This window comes from Pseudomonas monachiensis, assembly GCF_047345015.1.
GTDB classification, from domain to species: Bacteria; Pseudomonadota; Gammaproteobacteria; order Pseudomonadales; family Pseudomonadaceae; genus Aquipseudomonas; species Aquipseudomonas monachiensis.
The window spans coordinates 1,799,333-1,813,924 of record NZ_CP178857.1 but is presented as its reverse complement, the minus strand read 5'-3'; the positions used below and the strand labels follow the sequence as shown (position 1 = coordinate 1,813,924).

The window sequence follows — 14,592 nt, the reverse complement described above, 5'->3', positions numbered from 1 at the left end:
AAATGCGCTCTCTTACCCTTCACCTGAAACTGCTGATCGCCATCCTGGTGGTGCTGGGCATTTCAGTTACGGCCTATCAGATCTTCGTGCTGGGCATCCCGGTGACCGAAGACGCCACCGACGACCTGTGGAACATCGACGCCAAGGTCGAGTTCGTCGCCAGCGCCAAGGACCCGGTCAAGATCCAGATGTTCGTGCCTCCGCTGAGCCGCGACTTCGTGAGCCTCAACGAGAGCTTCATCTCCAACAACTACGGCGTGGCGGTGAACCGGGTCGATGGCAACCGCAAGGTCACCTGGTCGGCACGCCGGGCCAAAGGCAACCAGACGCTGTATTACCGCCTGGTGCTGACCAAGCGTTATTCCGGTGAAAAAGCCAAGATCAAAGGTCCGACCTTTCGCGACAGCATGACCATCGAAGGCCCGGAAAAAATCGCCGCCGAAGCCCTGCTCGCACCGATTCGCCAGCACTCGGCCGACGTCGAAACCTTCGTCGGCGAAGCCATCAAGCGCGTCAACAACCCCAACGACGACAACGTGAAACTGCTGCTGGCCGGTGATCCCTCCGCGGCGCACAAGGCAAAAATCGTCGAGTTGCTGCTGTCCATCGCCCACGTGCCAATCGAGAAGGTCCACACCATCCGCCTGGTGGCCGACCAGCCGCAAATGCCGGAACTATGGCTGCGCAGCTTCAACGGCACCGACTGGCTGTACTTCAACCCGGAAACCGGTGAACAGGGCCTGCCGACCGACCGCCTGCTGTGGTGGAGCGGCGACGAAAACCTGATCACCGTCGATGGCGGCAAGAAAGCCAACGTGACCTTCAGCCTGAACAACAGCGAAATGAACGCCATTCGCCTGGCCAAGCTGACCGACGAAAACACCGACGCCAACTTCCTCGAGTACTCGCTGTACGGCCTGCCGCTGCAAACCCAGCAGACCTTCATGATCATGGTGATGATCCCGATCGGCGTGCTGGTGATCCTGATCCTGCGCAACCTGATCGGCATCCAGACCCTGGGCACCTTCACCCCGGTGCTGATAGCCCTGGCCTTCCGCGAAACCCAGCTCGGCTTCGGTATCATGCTGTTTACCATCATCACGGCGCTGGGCCTGTCGCTGCGCTCCTACCTCGAACACCTGAAACTGCAAATGCTGCCCAGGTTGTCGGTGGTGCTGACGTTCGTGGTGGTGCTGATTGCGGCCATCAGCCTGTTCAGCCATAAACTCGGCCTGGAACGCGGCTTGTCGGTGGCGCTGTTCCCGATGGTGATCCTGACCATGACCATCGAACGCCTGTCGATCACCTGGGAAGAACGCGGCGGTGGCCATGCCATGAAAGTGGCGATCGGCACCCTGTTCGCCGCATCCCTGGCGCACCTGATCATGACCGTGCCGGAACTGGTGTACTTCGTGTTCACTTTCCCGGCGATCCTGCTGATCCTGGTGGGCTTCATGCTGGCCATGGGTCGTTATCGCGGTTATCGCCTGACTGAACTGGTGCGTTTCAAGGCCTTCCTGAAAAAGGCTGACGCCTGATGTTCGGCCTCTGGAAGACCTGGAAGGCCCTGGAAGCCCGGGGCATCATGGGGATCAATCGGCGCAACGCAGACTACGTGCTCAAGTACAACAAGCGCAGCCTGTACCCGATCGTCGATGACAAGATCATCACCAAGGAACGCGCCATCGCCGCCGGCATTCATGTGCCGGAACTCTATGGGGTGATTTCCACCGAGAAGGAAATCGACAATCTCGAAGAGATCATCGGCGCACGCAGTGACTTCGTGATCAAGCCGGCCCAGGGCGCTGGCGGTGATGGCATCCTGGTGATCGCCGACCGCTTTGAAGGACGTTATCGCACGGTGTCCGGCCGGATCATCAGCCATGAGGAAATCGAGCACCAGGTTTCCAGCATCCTGACCGGCCTGTACTCCCTGGGCGGTCACCGCGACCGGGCGCTGATCGAATACCGGGTGATTCCGGACCAGATCTTCAAGAGCATCAGCTATGAAGGCGTGCCGGACATCCGCATCATTGTGTTGATGGGCTACCCGGTGATGGCCATGTTGCGCCTGCCGACGCGCCAGTCCAACGGCAAGGCGAACCTGCACCAGGGCGCCATCGGTGTCGGCGTGGACCTGGCCACCGGCCTGACCCTGCGCGGCACCTGGCTGAACAACATCATCAACAAACACCCGGACACCACGAACGCAGTAGATGGCGTGCAACTGCCCTACTGGGACGGTTTCATGAAACTCGCCGCTGGCTGCCATGAGTTGTGCGGCCTGGGCTACATCGGTGTCGACATGGTCCTGGACCAGGAAAAAGGCCCGCTGATTCTGGAGCTCAACGCCCGGCCGGGGCTGAATATCCAGATTGCCAATGACTGCGGCCTGACGCTGCGTACGCATGCGGTCGAGGCGCGGCTGGAAGACCTGAAGGCCCGTGGCGTGACCGAAACGGTCGAAGAACGCGTGGCGTTTGTGCAGGAGATGTTTGGGCATATTCCCGCGGTCGAAGGCTGATCCCTGTGGCGAGGGAGCAAGCTCCCTCGCCACAGAGTTACATTTCGGCCGTTACCAATATGCCTCTTTCCGACATCCCTCTAGGACCAAATCCTACAGAGGTCTACAATCGCCACCCCGCCTCGATGGCTGACTTCCCCCGCCCATGTTGACCTGCTCCGTACACCCGCTGCCCTATCGCGCCAACCCCGCCGAATATTTCGCGGCGATTCGCCATGCCCCTGGCGCCGTCCTGCTCGACAGTGGCCGCCCCAGCGCCGACCGCGGTCGCTATGACCTGCTCAGCGCCTGGCCACTGGAACAACTGACGGTATCGCCCGACGAAAGTGGCGACGCTTTCCTGCAACGCCTGCGCGATAACCTGACACGCCTGGGCGAAGCCACTCTGCCAGCACCTTACGAGTTGCCGTTTGCCGGTGGATTGATCGGCTACCTGAGTTACGACTTCGGCCGACATCTGGAGCGCCTGCCGAGCCAGGCCCTTGACGACCTGCAACTGCCTGACGCGCGTTTCGGTTTGTACAGCTGGGCATTGATCAGCGATCACCTGTCGCTGACCAGTCAATTGGTGTTCCACCCGACCCTGCCCGACAGCGAGTGTCAGCGCCTGATCGAGCTGTTCAGCCAGCCTGCACCGCAAGAGGTCGCGCCCTTCAAACTGCTCACCCCGATGACTGCCGACTTGAGCGCCGATGAGTATCAACAGGCCATCGAGCGCATCCAGCAGTACATTCAGGCCGGCGACTGTTACCAGGTCAATTTCGCCCAACGGTTTCGCGCACCCTGCCAGGGTGATTCGTGGGCCGCTTACTGCGCGCTGCGCGCTGCTTGCCCGACGCCGTTTTCCGGCTTCCAGAGCTTGCCTGATGGCAATGCCGTACTCAGCCTGTCGCCGGAGCGCTTCGTCAAAATCAGCCAGGGCCACGTGGAAACCCGCCCGATCAAGGGCACTCGCCCGCGGGGCCTGACGCCCGGGCAAGATGCCGCGAACGCCGCCGAATTGCTGGCCAGCCCCAAGGACCGCGCGGAAAACCTGATGATTGTCGATCTGCTGCGCAATGACCTCGGTCGCACCTGCCGCACCGGCTCGGTACGGGTGCCGGAACTGTTCAGCCTGGAAAGCTATCCGAACGTGCATCACCTGGTGAGCAGCGTCACCGGTGAACTGGCGGATGAGCGCGACGCTCTGGACCTGATCGCCGGCAGCTTCCCAGGCGGCTCGATTACCGGCGCGCCAAAGATTCGCGCCATGCAGATCATCGACGAACTGGAGCCGACCCGGCGCGGACTGTATTGCGGTTCGTTGTTGTATCTCGATGTACGCGGCGAGATGGACAGCTCCATCGCCATCCGCAGTTTGCTGGTCAAGGACGGGCAGGTGTGTTGCTGGGGCGGTGGCGGGATTGTCGCGGACTCGGAGTGGCAGGCTGAGTATCAGGAGTCGATCACCAAGGTGAAGGTGTTGCTCGAAACTCTGCAGAACCTCTGAAACCCTACCCCTGTAGGAGCTGTCGAGTGAAACGAGGCTGCGATCTTTCGATTTTTTAAGATCAAGATCAAAAGATCGCAGCCTGCGGCAGCTCCTACAAGCGATTCGAAGCCTTGATGAACTCCTGCTTCAGCGCTTCGAACGTATGCACCGCCGGGAACTGCGGGAACTGTGCAATCACGTTGTCCGGCGCATGGAACAGAATCCCGGCATCGGCCTCGCCCAGCATGGTGGTGTCGTTGTAGGAATCCCCCGCCGCGATAACCCGGTAGTAGAGGCTCTTGAAGGCCAGGACCGACTGACGCTTGGGATCTTTTTGACGCAGTTGATAGTCAGTGACTCGCCCGGTGTCGTCAGTAATCAGGCGATGGCAGAGCAAGGTCGGGAAGCCCAGTTGGCGCATCAGCGGCTGGGAGAACTCATAGAAGGTGTCCGACAGGATCACCACCTGGAAGCGCTCGCGCAGCCAGTCGACGAACTCGATGGCGCCGTCCAGCGGCTTGAGCGTGGCGATCACTTCCTGGATGTCGGAGAGCTTCAGACCGTGCTCGTCGAGAATCCGCAGGCGCTGCTTCATCAGCACGTCGTAGTCGGGAATGTCCCGGGTGGTGGCCCTGAGGGATTCGATCCCGGTTTTTTCGGCGAAGGCGATCCAGATTTCCGGAACCAGCACACCTTCAAGATCCAGACAGGCAATTTCCACAAGACACTCCCATTTGTATTGATTATTGAGTCGAGCGAGCAAAAAGATTGCCGAACTCTAGCGACTCGGGCCTGCCTGCGCAACGCAGAGGATGCCCCGGCCCGCGCAGCTTTTTGTTACCATCGACCCCATATAGAGCGCCCAGCGCCACCGACCTGTAGGAAGCCGCCCTGATGAGCCCAACGTTCGACGTCGTGGAACTCGCCACGACCTATGCCAACAAGTCCGCCCAGGACATTCTGAAACTCGCATTTGCCGAGTTTGGCGATGACCTGTGGATATCTTTCAGCGGCGCCGAGGATGTGGTGCTGGTGGACATGGCCTGGAAGCTGAACAAGAACGTCAAGGTGTTCAGCCTCGACACCGGCCGCCTGCACCCCGAGACCTACCGCTTCATCGATCAGGTGCGCGAGCACTACAAGATCGACATCGAACTGGTGTCGCCGGACTACACGAAACTTGAACCCTTCGTGAAGGAGAAAGGCCTGTTCAGTTTCTACAAGGATGGCCATGGTGAATGCTGCGGCATCCGCAAGATCGAACCGCTGCGCCGCAAGCTGTCCAGCGTGACGGCCTGGGCCACCGGCCAGCGTCGGGATCAGAGCCCCGGTACTCGCAGCGCCGTCGCGGTGATGGAAATCGACACCGCGTTCTCCACACCGGAACGCACCCTGTACAAGTTCAACCCGCTGGCACAAATGACCAGCGAAGAGATCTGGGGCTACATCCGCATGCTGGAACTGCCGTACAACAGCCTGCACGAACGCGGTTTCATCAGCATCGGCTGCGAACCCTGCACCCGCCCGGTACTGCCGAACCAGCATGAGCGCGAAGGCCGCTGGTGGTGGGAAGAAGCGACGCAGAAGGAATGCGGGCTGCATGCGGGGAATATCATCAGCAAGTCAAAAGCCTGATCCCAAGCCTTGTGAAATCCCCCTCTGTTGGAGCCTGCTCGCGATGGCCGCTCCCCGGTTTCAAGACTGGCTCAAACAGCACTAAACCTCTGCCCCAACCCCCGCTCGGCAAACTGCTCAATGACGAACTCGACAAACGCCCGGGTCTTGCCGGGCAGCAGTTTGTGTTCGGCGTAATAGATGGAGGTGTAGCCGTCGTCGATGTACCAGTCCGGCAACACCCGCTGCAACCTGCCCGACTCCAGATAGCCCGCGGCAAACGGCATGCTCACCAGCGCAATGCCCAGACCCTGCGCGGCCGTGGCGCAGGCGGCCTCGGAATCGCTCATGGTCATCCGCGCCTTGAGCGTCAACGGACTGTGTTGCTGATTGCGATGGGTCAACTGCCAGGAGCGCACCCGACCGGTTTGCGGCGAACGAATCAGAATCCCGTCATGGTGCTTGAGGTCATCTGGCTCGCTGATCGCCGCATGTGACTCCAGGTAGTCCTGCGTAGCCACCAACACCCGATGCGCCGGACTCAGTCGGCGTGCAACAACGCCCTGGGGTAATTCGAAGCCACCGCCGATTGCCGCGTCGAAACCCTGCCCGATCAGATCGACCTGGCGATTGTCGAAGTGCCAGTCCGGGTTGATCGCCGGGAATCGTCGCAGAAACTCGCCGAGCATCGGCACAATGTACAGGCAGCCGAATACCGTCCCCATGCTGACTTTCAGGGTGCCCGCCGGCTGCCCTCCGGCGCTGGCGAGATTGGCCACGGCATTCTGGATCGTGTGCAGGCTGCCGCTGACTTCACCAAGAAACAACTGACCGGCTTCCGTCAGGGTCAGGCTGCGAGTACTGCGCTGGAACAATCTGACACCCAGGCGCGCCTCGAGTTTGGCAACGCTCTTGCCCACCGCCGCCGGTGTCAGGCTCAAGCGACGCGCCGCTTCAGCAAAGCTGCCGACCTCGGCACTGCGCACAAAGCATTCGATACTGCTGAAGGTTTCCATAGGCGCCACTATAAACTTTTGGTTTATACAGACTATCGCAATTATGGTCTACACAGCAGGTAATCCTGAATCGATACTAGGCTCCATCAACCGGGACATCTCGCCTCGGGATTTGGAGATCGACATGACTACTCAGAACCTCAGCGGCAAAGTGGCATTGATTCAAGGTGGTTCCCGCGGTATCGGCGCCGCCATCGTCAAGCGCCTGGCCGCTGAAGGCGCGACCGTTGCCTTCACTTATGTCAGTTCCACGGCCAAGGCCGAAGAACTGCAAGACAGCATCACCACCAAGGGCGGCAAGGCCCTGGCCATCAAGGCCGACAGCGCCGACGCCGACGCCATCCGCGGTGCCGTGTCCGCCACGGTAGAAGCCTTCGGTCGCCTGGATATCCTGGTCAACAATGCCGGCGTACTGGCGGTAGCACCACTGGCCGAGTTCAAACTCGAAGACTTCGACCAGACCCTGGCCATCAACGTGCGCAGCGTGTTCATTGCCACCCAGGCCGCCGCCCGGCACATGACCGAGGGTGGTCGCATCATCAACATCGGCAGCACCAACGCCGACCGCATGCCCTTCGCCGGTGGCGGCCCGTACGCCATGAGCAAATCGGCACTGGTCGGCCTGACCAAAGGCCTGGCCCGTGATCTCGGCCCGCAAGGTATCACCATCAATAACGTCCAACCGGGCCCGGTCGACACCGACATGAACCCGGCCGAGGGTGACTTTGCGGAAAGCCTGATCCCGTTGATGGCCGTGGGCCGTTACGGCAAGGCCGAAGAGATTGCCAGCTTCGTCGCCTACCTCGTCAGCCCTGAAGCCGGTTACATCACCGGGGCCAGCCTGACCATCGACGGTGGTTTCGGCGCCTGAAGCGTTAAACGCAAACCCAATGTGGGAGCGGCGGTGCGGCGATCCGACTTGCTCGCGAAAGTGGTGAATCAGACGACATCAATATTGCCTGGCACACCGCCTTCGCGAGCAAGCCCGCTCCCACATTTGCCAGTGTCGACCCGTCTTTTTTTAGCTAGGCCCATTCAAGCGCCGGCAAACCAAATGCATCCGGCACAAACGCCTTCAGCGTACGAAGAATGCCATCGGCATGTGCGTACCTGGCGTCGGCCATTGCCGCATCCGGAATCGCAATCGCCGTCATCCCCGCCGCTTTCGCCGCAGTGACACCAAAGGGCGAATCCTCGAACACCAGGCAATCTTGCGGTGCAACACCCAGGCGCCGCGCCGCCGTCAGGAAAATATCCGGTGCCGGTTTGGCCGCGCCTACCTCGGGGTCATCGGCGGTGACAATGAAGTCGAACAAGGCGAACCAGTCGCGATGCAAGGTAGTTTTCTGGCCAAACGACTGGCTCGAGGAACTGGTGCCCACGGCAATGGGAATATTGTTGGCTTTCAAATGCCGTACCAGCTCCTGTGCGCCGGGCATTGCCTGTGCTGTAGGAAAACGCTCGCGCATCAGCGGCTCGCGGATCACCAGGAACTCTTGCGCCGTGATCGGCAAGTCCAGCGCTTGAACCACATAGCGCGCCAGATCGCCCGCACCCCGGCCAATGATGTTCTGTTTGATGCTCCAGTCGAACGTCCGGCCGTAACGCGCGGCAATGATGGACGTGACTTCGGTGTAGATGCCCTCTGTATCCAGCAACAGACCGTCCATATCGAAAATCACGGCCCTGATCGGGCCGAATGCTTTCAGTGGTGCATTCATCGCATCTGATCCGTTTTCTAAGGCATCCGGGGCAGCTCAGGTACGGCCGATGCCCTATGGATTAAAGGATTCAGCAGCATAGCGAGCGCCGCCGGTCCAGGGCAATGATCAAATCCCGTTCGACGCCCAATGGTCCTCCGCGATTAAGCGAATCGCCCTACAGCAAGCGCCACCTTTCCCGACTTCTTTCCTTGCCGATCCCCCGCAGAGTTTCGCGCTCCACACTCCGCCAAGCGAAAGACAGCAGATGTTCGATCCCCAAGAGGTATTGGCATGCCCCGCCAGCGGCTCCCTGACACTTGGCTCCGGCAGGCATGAACGCCACGAGGACGCCTCCAGACAGGCGAAAAACCCCAACGGCGACAGCGCCGACACCATCGAGCGCACTGCCACCCATAACGGCACAGTGTCGATGGTTACCGGCGAAGGACTGCTGCCCCTGACCGACGGCACCCTCGACGGGATCCTACCCTTCGATTTCACCCGCCTCTACCGCACCAGCGCCGTCGAAATCGACAACGGCCTCGGTTTTGGCTGGAGCAATTCGCTGTCCCAGCACCTGGAACTCCACGGCGAGCAAGTGCTGTGGATCGACCCCGAAAACCGTCGCACGCCGTTTCCACGACCAACGACGGAGCGCCCGGTGATCCACAACAGCCTGTCGCGGGCGACGATTTACCTCGGGGGGAAGCCGGACGAACTGATCCTCGCCCTGGCCGGCGACCGCGCGCGGTTCTACCACTTTCATGACGGCCGGCTCAGCGCGATCAGCGACGCCTACGGCAACCGCCTGACGGTGCAACGGGACCGCTGTGACCGGATCCAGCGCCTGGACAACGGCGCCGACCGCGCCTTATTGCTGCGTTACGACCTCAAGCACCTGGTGGCCGTCGACTACCAGGTGCTTCAGCGCGGCGACCCCGAGGTGAACACCTGGCGCACCGAACAGACCCTGGTCAGTTACCGCTACGACGCCCGCCAGCGCTTGATCGAGGCAACCAACGCCGCAGGTGAAAGCGAACGCTATGACTACGACGAGCGGCACGTCATCCTGCAACGGCAACTGGCCGGCGGTGCGAGCTTCTTCTGGGCGTGGGAACGCTCCGGCAAAGCAGTCCGCTGCATCCATCATTGGGCCTCGTTTATGCAGATGGAGGCGCGTTACGCCTGGGACGATCAAGGCGGCGTGACGGTGAACAACGCCGACGGCAGCGAAGAGATTTACGTTCATGACGATCGCGCACGGTTGGTGCGCCAGGTCGGGCCCGACGGCGCAGAGCTGCACAAGGCCTACGACGATCAGGGCCACCTGACCGCCGAGCAGGACGCCCTCGGTGCCGTCACCGAATACCAGTATGACGAAGTCGGCCGGTTGGTCGCGCAGCTTGCGCCCGATGAGACGCCCATGTCCTGTGACTATCGCCACGGTTTCCTGCGCACACTCACCCGTGGTCAGGCGACGTGGACCTGTCAGCGCAATGCCCGGGGTGACATCACTGCCGTCTCCAATCCCGACGGGCAGATCACTCGCTATATCTACGACCCGCAGGGGCGCTTGCTGACAATTCGATTCCCCGACCAGAGCGGTCACCGGTTTGTCTGGAACGCCTTGGGGCAACTGTTGGAGGAGATCTTGCCGGACGGTGCCCTGCGATCTTTTTCCTACGATATGCTGGGCCGGCGGATTACCCGGCAGGACGAACACGGTACCGTCACCGGCTATGAGTCAGACGCCGCGGGACGACTGATCAGGACCACGCTGCCCACCGGTGCCTGCCGAGCCTATCGCTACAACGCCTATGGCCAGGTCACCGCCGAAACCGACGAACTGGGACGGGTAACCCGTTACGAATACGCCGACGACCTGCACTTGGTCAGCCGTCGGATCAATCCCGACGGCAGCGCACTGAAGTACGGCTACGACCATGCGCAACTGTTGCTCACCGAGATCGAAAACGAGGTCGGCGACACCTATCGGCTGGACTACACGCCCGGCGGATTGATCCGACAGGAAACCGGCTTCGATGGCCGTCGTACCGCGTATGCGTATGACGGTAATGGCCGGTTGCTGGAAAAAACCGAGTTCGGCGACGACGGTTCGCAACTCGTCACACAGTACCAACGTGACAGCGCCGGGCGCTTATTGCTAAAGACCCTGCCCGACGGGATCAAGGTCGAGTACCACCACGACAACTGTGGGCGACTGGTTGGCGTCGATGACGGCCAGGACCATCCGCTGGCGTTCGAGTACGACCGCCAGGGCCGGCTGATCACCGAGCATCAGGGTTGGGGCACCCTGCATTACGGCTACGATGCCTGCGGCCGGCTCAAGCGGCTGCGCCTGCCGGACGACTGTGTCCTTGTCTACCACCACGCCAAGGGGGGCGTCCTCACTGCCATCGATCTCAATGGCACGCGCCTGACCAGCCACCGCTTTGTCCGCGGGCGCGAACAGCAACGCCAACAGGGTCTGCTGCTCAGCGATTACGCCTACGACGAGCAGGGCCGCTTGCAGGTCCATACGGTCAGCCAAAAGCAACGACCGCTGTACCACCGCGAGTATGCCTACAGCGCCAAGGGTAATCTGCTGCAGATTGCCGACAGCCGTCAGGGCCAACGCCACTATCAATACGATTCGCTCGACCGCCTGACCGGCGTACGCCACGCCCGCGACCAGTTCGCCGAGAATTTCACCCATGACCCGGCCGGCAACCTGCTGATCCACGGCCGTCCGGGCCCGTTCGTGCTCCAGGGCAACCGCCTGCACCGCCATTGCGACAGCCACTACGTCTACGACGCCTTCGGCAACCTGATCCGTGAACGCCGCGGTATGCCGCCCCAGGTCACCCAATACACCTACGACAGCCAGCACCGCCTGATTGGCGTCAACACCCCGGACGGTAAAAGTGTCAGCTACCGCTACGACGCCTTCGGTCGGCGCATCCGCAAAACCGTCGACGGCCAGACCACGCAACTCTTCTGGCAAGGCGACCAGCTCATCGCCGAAAGCGCTCCCTGGCACTACCGCAGCTACGTTTACGAACCCGGCAGCTTCCGCCCGCTGGCGCTGCTCGACGGCAAGGGCCGGGCAGACGTCCGCCCGTTCTACTACCAACTCGACCATCTCGGCACCCCGCAGGAACTGACCAGCTACGATGGCGCCATCGTCTGGTCGACGAAATACACCGCCCACGGCAAACTCCGCGAAGTGAGCGACGGCGAGCGACTCGAACAACCGCTACGGTTCCAGGGGCAATACTTCGACGCAGAGAGCGGCCTGCACTACAACCGCCATCGCTACTACCATCCCGACATCGGTCGCTATCTGACGCAGGATCCGGTCAAGCTGGCCGGTGGGTTGAACCCCTATCGGTACACCCGGAACCCGACGGGGTGGTTGGATCCACTGGGGCTGGGCGGGAATTGTCCGTGGGCGTACAAGCCAGGATGCTCGGCGCCGTATGAGGAAGGAGGGGTAAAAGTTGATGAGGGAGAGCCTGATGCGCCCTCTCCAGAACGATCAAATAAATACGTGCTTCACGGAGACTCACGGGAGCTCCGGGAAATGTTTTCAACCGGGTTTGAATCCCTCGGACCGACGCCTTAACGAAGCAATCGGCCCCGGGCTGGCTCACTGTCGCCTCGTAATGGCTGGCTCACCCGCGCCATCGTCCCGTTCTTCTGGGTCGGCCTCTATATCATCGTCATCATCGTCGCTCGGAACCTGCTCCACACCTGCATCATCATCGTCCGGCGGTCGTTGGTCGCGGCTCAAGGAGTCGGTAGGCGACGGCAGCGGATACTCCGGTGTTTCATCAACGTCGGGGACTTTTCGATCAGTCTTCATAGCTCACCTCTCGTGTGACCTGAAATGCAGGCCACGACTTGGCGAGGAACGGGCGACGGACGTGTTCGTTCAGCTGGACAACCGGTTAATCAGCCAGCACGGCTCGATCAATCTTCGTCTTCTTCCTCATCGTCAAACTCGATATTTCCCACATCGCCCAAATCATCAGCATCGTTAAGCGGCACCGTCGCATCATCCATCAGCGACCCCGGATCTTCATTGCCGGGATCGTTGATAGACGGCAGTCCGCTCGGGCCCTTTTCTTCCTTGCCTTCGCTTTTCGCAGTCATGGGATGCCTCGCTTAACTAGTGATGCTTTTTGTGGTGCTTGTTCGAGTGTTTATAACCGTTACCGGAATGGGAATGACCGCTGTCACTCCCCAGATCATTGCCGACCGCACCACCGGCTGCACCACCGAGGCCTGCGCCGATGGCCGATCCGGTCGAGCCGCCAAGACTGTTGCCGACCACCGATCCACCCGCCGCGCCCAAACCACCGCCTACCGCCGCTTCGGTGCGACTGCGTTTGGGCGCGGCAATCGCACTGCCGGCCGCTCCGCCGACACCTGCACCAATCGCTGCACCCGTACTGCCGCCCACCTGGCCACCGACAACGTTGCCCAACACCCCACCAAGACCACCGCCTACCGCGGCATCTCCATTACCTCCCGCCAGCGCCACCTGAGAGACCAGCAATCCAAAAACAATCGCAGGCACCATCAATAGCCGAGCATTCAGGCTTCCGTTTTTTTTGCCGTTGGTTTCCGGGTTCATGGCACGCCTCGCATTCTTCCAGGGTATGGAAGATTTGAGTTGCTGCTGCGAGAAACGTTCATAAAAGAAAAAGCCCGGCATCAAGCCGGGCTCTTTTCAAATCCGTATCAGGATCAGTGGCGCTTGTGACCATTGGCCAGGTTGCTGCCTACGCCGCCGCCCAATGCACCGCCCAGGCCTGCACCGATGGTGGCACCGGACTTGCCGCCAAGGCTATTGCCGATCACCGAACCACCGGCCGCGCCGACACCGCCACCGATGGCAGCGCTGGTGCGATGGCCTTTTTTGGCGGCAACTGCGCTGCCCGCCGCACCAGCGACACCCGCACCAATCGCAGCGCCAGTGCTGCCGCCCATCTTCTGGCCGACCACATTACCCAATGCGCCGCCCAAGCCGCCGCCCAGCGCGGCAGTGCCGTCACCAGCCATTGCACCTTGAGCAACCAGAAGCCCCAGAACCAGAGCGGGCAGTGTTAAACGCATGACATAAACCTCAAAAAATAGGGGTATACAAAAAGGGGGGCGAGATTGAATGCTTTTGCGCGGATAAAGTCCAGCACGCCGGTCCAACTTCGCGATTGGCGACGGTTGGACAGCGTTTACCGAAAAGGTTTTATCGCGGACAAAAAAAAGCCCGCTGGGGAAACGGGCCAGGTGTTGCTTTCTAACGGATGAGTCGAGATTAAGGAGGGCACTGTGAAAAGTTTGTGAAAAATCACCCCCTTCAAAAAAATGTCATAAAACTTTTCAGGCATGAAAAACCCCGCTCTTTGACGGGGTCTGCCTCACGCTCGATTACTTCCGGACCGGTGCTGTCACCTTGGGTAAAAATTTGCCCTTCAGTACCCGGCACGCCCTGGTCTTGATTTTGTCGATCTCAGTCTGGTCCTCGCCGAAACTGGCCACATACTGGGTCTGACCACACCGCACGGAGTTGTTGATCGGAAATTCTGCGCCATCGTCCTCGATATATGGATCAGCCATCTCTTCACCCCTTTCAAAACGCGCGATCGACACCGGCAAGCCCTTTGCCTGAAAGAATATCAATCGCCAAGGTGTTTCAGACTAGTCGGTCACTAACGGACCTGCCGTTCTGATTTTCCCGTGACCGACGAATGGCTTCTGACCTTTCACCGCAACTTGACCGCCGTCCCGGTCACAAACACCACGACCATCCCGCCCTTGCCGGCCGGCATGCTGATCTCGTAATCAAGCCCGACCACCGCGTCCGCCTGAAGCGCCTGCGCCCGTTCCTTGATCTCATCGGTGGCCTGAATGCGTGCTTCCTTCAACGCTCGCTCCAGTGTCTGGGAGCGCCCGCCGAAAAAGTCACGCATCCCGGCAAACACGTCACGGACAACGTTGATCCCTTGCACCGACTCGGCGCTGACAATGTCCAGGTAGGCGGTAATTTGCCGGCCTTCGATGGCGTGGGTCGTGGTGATGATCATTGATGCTCCTTCCTGTTCAGATATTCAGCCAACGCATCAAACGCCGGCAAGGTAACGGGATCGTTGGCCGAGTTGCTGGCCACCGGGTGGGATGCGTAGCGGACGATGACCCCTCTCGGCCTTCGGGTCGACATAGATGCGCTGTCCATGGAAACCACGCGCCATGAACGCCCCG

Annotated in this window: 15 protein-coding genes and 1 pseudogene; 6 read left to right on the top strand and 10 right to left on the bottom strand. The window is 60.7% G+C overall.

The features are described from left to right. Positions 1 to 2 precede the first annotated feature (2 nt). The 3 genes from ACMDB8_RS08225 to pabB all read left to right on the top strand — a co-directional run bounded on the left by ACMDB8_RS08225 (position 3) and on the right by pabB (position 4,013). Complete coding sequence (locus ACMDB8_RS08225; RefSeq protein ID WP_056721888.1) at positions 3 to 1,538, top strand: inactive transglutaminase family protein; 1,536 nt, start codon at positions 3 to 5, stop codon at positions 1,536 to 1,538. Further along, entirely contained in the window at positions 1,538 to 2,524 is a 987-nt protein-coding gene (locus ACMDB8_RS08220) for an alpha-L-glutamate ligase-like protein (RefSeq protein WP_056721886.1), read from the top strand. The genes ACMDB8_RS08225 and ACMDB8_RS08220 overlap by 1 nt, the downstream gene beginning before the upstream one ends. 145 nt (positions 2,525 to 2,669) lie before the next feature. Beyond that, positions 2,670 to 4,013: an aminodeoxychorismate synthase component I gene (gene pabB, locus ACMDB8_RS08215; protein WP_409078458.1), complete on the top strand. Its 1,344-nt coding sequence runs from the start codon at positions 2,670 to 2,672 to the stop codon at positions 4,011 to 4,013. Between the two features lie 94 nt (positions 4,014 to 4,107). Here pabB and thrH read toward each other — a convergent pair whose 3' ends face one another. After that, positions 4,108 to 4,716, bottom strand: coding sequence for a bifunctional phosphoserine phosphatase/homoserine phosphotransferase ThrH (thrH, locus tag ACMDB8_RS08210; protein WP_056721882.1), 609 nt, complete (start codon positions 4,714 to 4,716; stop codon positions 4,108 to 4,110). A 173-nt stretch (positions 4,717 to 4,889) separates the two neighbouring features. Here thrH and ACMDB8_RS08205 point away from each other — a divergent pair, with 173 nt between their 5' ends. Then, positions 4,890 to 5,630: a phosphoadenylyl-sulfate reductase gene (locus ACMDB8_RS08205; protein WP_056721880.1), complete on the top strand. Its 741-nt coding sequence runs from the start codon at positions 4,890 to 4,892 to the stop codon at positions 5,628 to 5,630. Between the two features lie 71 nt (positions 5,631 to 5,701). Here ACMDB8_RS08205 and ACMDB8_RS08200 read toward each other — a convergent pair whose 3' ends face one another. Then, complete coding sequence (locus tag ACMDB8_RS08200) at positions 5,702 to 6,625, bottom strand: LysR family transcriptional regulator (protein WP_056721879.1); 924 nt, start codon at positions 6,623 to 6,625, stop codon at positions 5,702 to 5,704. 124 nt (positions 6,626 to 6,749) lie between these two features. Here ACMDB8_RS08200 and ACMDB8_RS08195 point away from each other — a divergent pair, with 124 nt between their 5' ends. Beyond that, a complete protein-coding gene (locus ACMDB8_RS08195; RefSeq protein WP_056721876.1) occupies positions 6,750 to 7,496 on the top strand; it encodes a 3-oxoacyl-ACP reductase family protein in 747 nt (248 codons plus the stop codon). A 154-nt stretch (positions 7,497 to 7,650) separates the two neighbouring features. Here the strand turns inward: ACMDB8_RS08195 and ACMDB8_RS08190 are convergent, their stop codons facing one another. Then, positions 7,651 to 8,346 (bottom strand): HAD-IA family hydrolase, encoded by a 696-nt coding sequence (locus tag ACMDB8_RS08190; protein WP_056721875.1) that lies wholly within the window; start codon positions 8,344 to 8,346, stop codon positions 7,651 to 7,653. A 412-nt stretch (positions 8,347 to 8,758) separates the two neighbouring features. On the opposite strand from ACMDB8_RS08190, the gene ACMDB8_RS08185 reads away from it, so the two are divergent. Continuing rightward, positions 8,759 to 11,953, top strand: a complete 3,195-nt coding sequence (locus ACMDB8_RS08185; RefSeq protein WP_409078513.1) for an RHS repeat-associated core domain-containing protein — start codon at positions 8,759 to 8,761, stop codon at positions 11,951 to 11,953. A 24-nt stretch (positions 11,954 to 11,977) separates the two neighbouring features. On the opposite strand, the gene ACMDB8_RS08180 is transcribed toward ACMDB8_RS08185, so the two are convergent. From ACMDB8_RS08180 to ACMDB8_RS08150, 7 genes and pseudogenes are all read right to left on the bottom strand, one after another. After that, positions 11,978 to 12,193: a hypothetical protein gene (locus ACMDB8_RS08180; protein ID WP_223542328.1), complete on the bottom strand. Its 216-nt coding sequence runs from the start codon at positions 12,191 to 12,193 to the stop codon at positions 11,978 to 11,980. A gap of 107 nt (positions 12,194 to 12,300) precedes the next feature. Then, on the bottom strand, positions 12,301 to 12,483 hold the full coding sequence (locus ACMDB8_RS08175; protein WP_056721871.1) for a hypothetical protein: 183 nt from the start codon (positions 12,481 to 12,483) through the stop codon (positions 12,301 to 12,303). 16 nt (positions 12,484 to 12,499) lie between these two features. After that, on the bottom strand, positions 12,500 to 12,967 hold the full coding sequence (locus ACMDB8_RS08170) for a YMGG-like glycine zipper-containing protein (protein WP_082562897.1): 468 nt from the start codon (positions 12,965 to 12,967) through the stop codon (positions 12,500 to 12,502). 113 nt (positions 12,968 to 13,080) lie between these two features. After that, positions 13,081 to 13,449 (bottom strand): hypothetical protein, encoded by a 369-nt coding sequence (locus tag ACMDB8_RS08165; protein ID WP_007988063.1) that lies wholly within the window; start codon positions 13,447 to 13,449, stop codon positions 13,081 to 13,083. Positions 13,450 to 13,761: 312 nt separating this feature from the next. Beyond that, the gene (locus tag ACMDB8_RS08160) at positions 13,762 to 13,950 is read right to left on the bottom strand and encodes a hypothetical protein (RefSeq protein ID WP_056722301.1); all 189 of its coding nucleotides are present in this window, start codon (positions 13,948 to 13,950) and stop codon (positions 13,762 to 13,764) included. 146 nt (positions 13,951 to 14,096) lie between these two features. After that, complete coding sequence (locus ACMDB8_RS08155) at positions 14,097 to 14,417, bottom strand: YbjQ family protein (protein ID WP_056721868.1); 321 nt, start codon at positions 14,415 to 14,417, stop codon at positions 14,097 to 14,099. After that, a pseudogene (locus ACMDB8_RS08150) lies at positions 14,414 to 14,591 on the bottom strand (6-aminohexanoate hydrolase); the annotation flags it as partial. The pseudogene ACMDB8_RS08150 and the gene ACMDB8_RS08155, both read right to left, overlap by 4 nt. Between the last annotated feature and the right edge of the window lies 1 nt (position 14,592).

Bases quoted from the DNA above. Each gene is read 5' to 3' on its own strand.
- pabB (WP_409078458.1), top strand. From the start codon at position 2,670: ATGTTGACCTGCTCCGTACACCCGCTGCCCTATCGCGCCAACCCCGCC.
- ACMDB8_RS08165 (WP_007988063.1), bottom strand. From the start codon at position 13,449: ATGCGTTTAACACTGCCCGCTCTGGTTCTGGGGCTTCTGGTTGCTCAA.
- ACMDB8_RS08225 (WP_056721888.1), top strand. From the start codon at position 3: ATGCGCTCTCTTACCCTTCACCTGAAACTGCTGATCGCCATCCTGGTG.
- ACMDB8_RS08190 (WP_056721875.1), bottom strand. From the start codon at position 8,346: ATGAATGCACCACTGAAAGCATTCGGCCCGATCAGGGCCGTGATTTTC.
- ACMDB8_RS08175 (WP_056721871.1), bottom strand. From the start codon at position 12,483: ATGACTGCGAAAAGCGAAGGCAAGGAAGAAAAGGGCCCGAGCGGACTG.
- ACMDB8_RS08195 (WP_056721876.1), top strand. From the start codon at position 6,750: ATGACTACTCAGAACCTCAGCGGCAAAGTGGCATTGATTCAAGGTGGT.
- ACMDB8_RS08170 (WP_082562897.1), bottom strand. From the start codon at position 12,967: ATGAACCCGGAAACCAACGGCAAAAAAAACGGAAGCCTGAATGCTCGG.
- ACMDB8_RS08200 (WP_056721879.1), bottom strand. From the start codon at position 6,625: ATGGAAACCTTCAGCAGTATCGAATGCTTTGTGCGCAGTGCCGAGGTC.
- ACMDB8_RS08220 (WP_056721886.1), top strand. From the start codon at position 1,538: ATGTTCGGCCTCTGGAAGACCTGGAAGGCCCTGGAAGCCCGGGGCATC.
- ACMDB8_RS08180 (WP_223542328.1), bottom strand. From the start codon at position 12,193: ATGAAGACTGATCGAAAAGTCCCCGACGTTGATGAAACACCGGAGTAT.
- ACMDB8_RS08160 (WP_056722301.1), bottom strand. From the start codon at position 13,950: ATGGCTGATCCATATATCGAGGACGATGGCGCAGAATTTCCGATCAAC.
- ACMDB8_RS08205 (WP_056721880.1), top strand. From the start codon at position 4,890: ATGAGCCCAACGTTCGACGTCGTGGAACTCGCCACGACCTATGCCAAC.
- ACMDB8_RS08185 (WP_409078513.1), top strand. From the start codon at position 8,759: ATGGTTACCGGCGAAGGACTGCTGCCCCTGACCGACGGCACCCTCGAC.
- ACMDB8_RS08155 (WP_056721868.1), bottom strand. From the start codon at position 14,417: ATGATCATCACCACGACCCACGCCATCGAAGGCCGGCAAATTACCGCC.